The sequence below is a fragment of the Thalassolituus sp. UBA2590 genome (genome assembly GCF_002339775.1).
GTDB lineage: Bacteria > Pseudomonadota > Gammaproteobacteria > Pseudomonadales > Oceanobacteraceae > Thalassolituus.
Genome location: NZ_DDKU01000036.1, coordinates 5,362 through 7,655 on the forward strand (window position 1 = coordinate 5,362; position 2,294 = coordinate 7,655).

General features: G+C 52.4%; 3 protein-coding genes and 1 pseudogene. 2 read left to right on the forward strand and 2 right to left on the reverse strand.

Annotation, left to right across the window (positions count from 1 at the left end):
* Positions 1 to 86: 86 nt before the first annotated feature.
* Together B2067_RS03390 and B2067_RS03395 are read right to left on the reverse strand one after the other, a co-directional pair.
* Positions 87 to 299 carry a hypothetical protein gene (locus tag B2067_RS03390; RefSeq protein ID WP_068437543.1) on the reverse strand — a complete coding sequence of 71 codons (213 nt, stop codon included), beginning with the start codon at positions 297 to 299 and terminating at the stop codon, positions 87 to 89.
* Positions 300 to 350: 51 nt separating this feature from the next.
* Positions 351 to 1,472: pseudogene (locus B2067_RS03395) on the reverse strand (GNAT family N-acetyltransferase).
* A 75-nt stretch (positions 1,473 to 1,547) separates the two neighbouring features.
* Between B2067_RS03395 and B2067_RS03400 the strand changes: the two are divergent.
* Positions 1,548 to 2,006 (forward strand): HIT domain-containing protein, encoded by a 459-nt coding sequence (locus B2067_RS03400; protein WP_068439990.1) that lies wholly within the window; start codon positions 1,548 to 1,550, stop codon positions 2,004 to 2,006.
* A 9-nt stretch (positions 2,007 to 2,015) separates the two neighbouring features.
* Positions 2,016 to 2,294 (forward strand): MBL fold metallo-hydrolase (locus B2067_RS03405; protein ID WP_301387448.1); only part of this gene is annotated, 279 nt, incomplete at its 3' end.

Below are 2,294 nucleotides of genomic sequence, written 5' to 3' on the forward strand. Positions count from 1 at the left end.
TGTGTCAGTACGGCAGCCGCCGTTACATGGCTGCTGTCTTGATATCGGGAGCTGGACGTCCTTTGTAGAAGCCGCCTGACGATAGGTTAGTGGCTGGTATGGATATACGGCTCAGTTTTGCTGGCGTCCACCCTGTCATCCAGTTCTGGTGCGCGCTCAGCTCGAAGCGCTACCCAGGCGGCTACGTCTTCCCGCCACTCTTCTGCCGGGCGCAACTCTGGTGCAGCCAGAAGTTTCGCTTCGGTACCGCGCGATGCGAATACGACAATGTCCTGAACTTTGTATGCTCTCATAGCCATGATAATTACCTCCGGGAGGGGTTATAACAAAGCTGGGATGAGACAGCCAGATCAATCCCGCCTGAACGGCAGTCTTTCTGAGGCGGCAGCGGCATATTCTTCAATGTACGCCGCTTCCTCTCGTGTGAACCTGCCAATAGCGTCGTGCAATTCCGGATGTGCCAGCCAATGGTAGCTTCGTGTGAACTCGGGGGCGAAGCCACGACTGATCTTGTGTTCTCCTTGAGTACCCGGGTTGAACATACCGAGGTTCTTCTCAATGCAGAACTCAATCCCCTGCTAATAGCAGGCCTCGAAATGCAAGGCATCGTAGTCGCGCAGACACCCCCAGTAGCGGCCATAAAGTGCGTCATCGTCGAAGAAACAAAGGGCAGCAGCGCATGGGCCTTCTTCGTCTACTGCGAGCACCAGCATCATCGAATCTGCCATGGTCTCACGGAGTTGGTGAAAGAAACCGGGCGTAAGGTAAGGATGAGAGCGTCTGCGGTAGTAGGTATCGCAATAGCAGTGGTAGAAGATATCAATCATTTCGGGTGTGATGCCTTCACCTTCGAAGCGTGACACCTTTAAGCCTTGTTCTGTGATCCGGCGGCGCTCCTTTAGCAGGTTCTTACGTTTACGGCTGGCGAACGTTGCCAGAAAGTCGTCAAAAGAGCTGAAGTTATTGTTCCTCCAGATGAACTGGCAGCCTTTTCGTTCCGATGCGCCAGCGTCCGGAGTCAGTTCGCCAGCGGGGAAGTTCATATGCCAGCCACTCAGCCCCTTACTCGAGCAAAAGTCTGATAAGCCCTGGGCCAGGCTTTGGGTGTCCACCGGGGTGGTGCTTAACCATCGTGGGCCCGGAACGGGCGTGAACGGGACGCCTAGCAGAAGCTTTGGGTAATACTGCATGCCATAACTGACGTAGGCCTCTGCCCACTGCCAGTCGAATACGTATTCTCCGTAACTGTGGTCTTTAATATAGGCAGGGAGAACAAGATTGGGAGTCCCGGTGTCATCAAGGCTGATCAGGTGGCTCGGCGTCCAACCTGTCTTTGGCGAGACACAGCCAGTGGCCTCAAGGGCATGCAGGAAGTCATAACGTAGAAATGGCGCCGCGTTATCCGGCAGAAGGGCATCCCACTGTTCCCTCGGGATTGATGAAATAGAGGAAAGGGCAATCAACTCAGACATTAAGGTACCCGGAGTGAATGATAGTGACCTGACACGTATGGCGCTTTATCATGAAAGCAACAACCAGGAGAGATTATGTTCCGCTTAGATGAACGCCTGCAAGCTGACACCGTGTATTTGGGCCGCTTGCCTTTGTGCAAAGTACTTATGATGAAGGATCGCCGTTACCCTTGGGTGATTCTCGTGCCATCCCGCTCTAACGTTTTCGAGTATTACCATCTGAAGAAAGAGGATCGCCTTCAGTTGATGGAAGAATCTGCATTTGTAGCAGAGAAGATGGCTGATCATTTCGCATCTGATTCCATGAACATCGCCGCGCTTGGGAATGTCGTTGCCCAGCTGCATGTTCACCATGTTGCGCGATTCAAATCTGATCCTGCCTGGCCAGGGCCTGTCTGGGGGCATAGCCCTGCAGAAGCTTTTTCTGACGAAGAGCTAAAAGAGCGCTCAGAAGAGATGATTAATTTATTGAACAGCCACTTCATTAACGAGTCTGAAGCAGACGACGATATTCAGGACACTGTGTACTGGTAAGAGGTGAATGTGGAAGTATTTCGACGTTATATGAACAACCCGTTACGTAATTTCAATTACTTGATTGGTTGTGAAGAAACTCGACAAGCCATTGCTCTGGATCCTTTGGATGGTGATGCGATGGTGGCTCTGGCAGAAGCGCAGGGTTACACCATCAAATACATTATTAACACGCACGAACATCATGATCATGTCGAGGGTAACCCAGCGGTTGTGGCGGCCACGGGCGCGGAAGTTATTGCGCACCAGAACGCCATGGCCAGAATACCTGATGTAGATCGCGGCGTG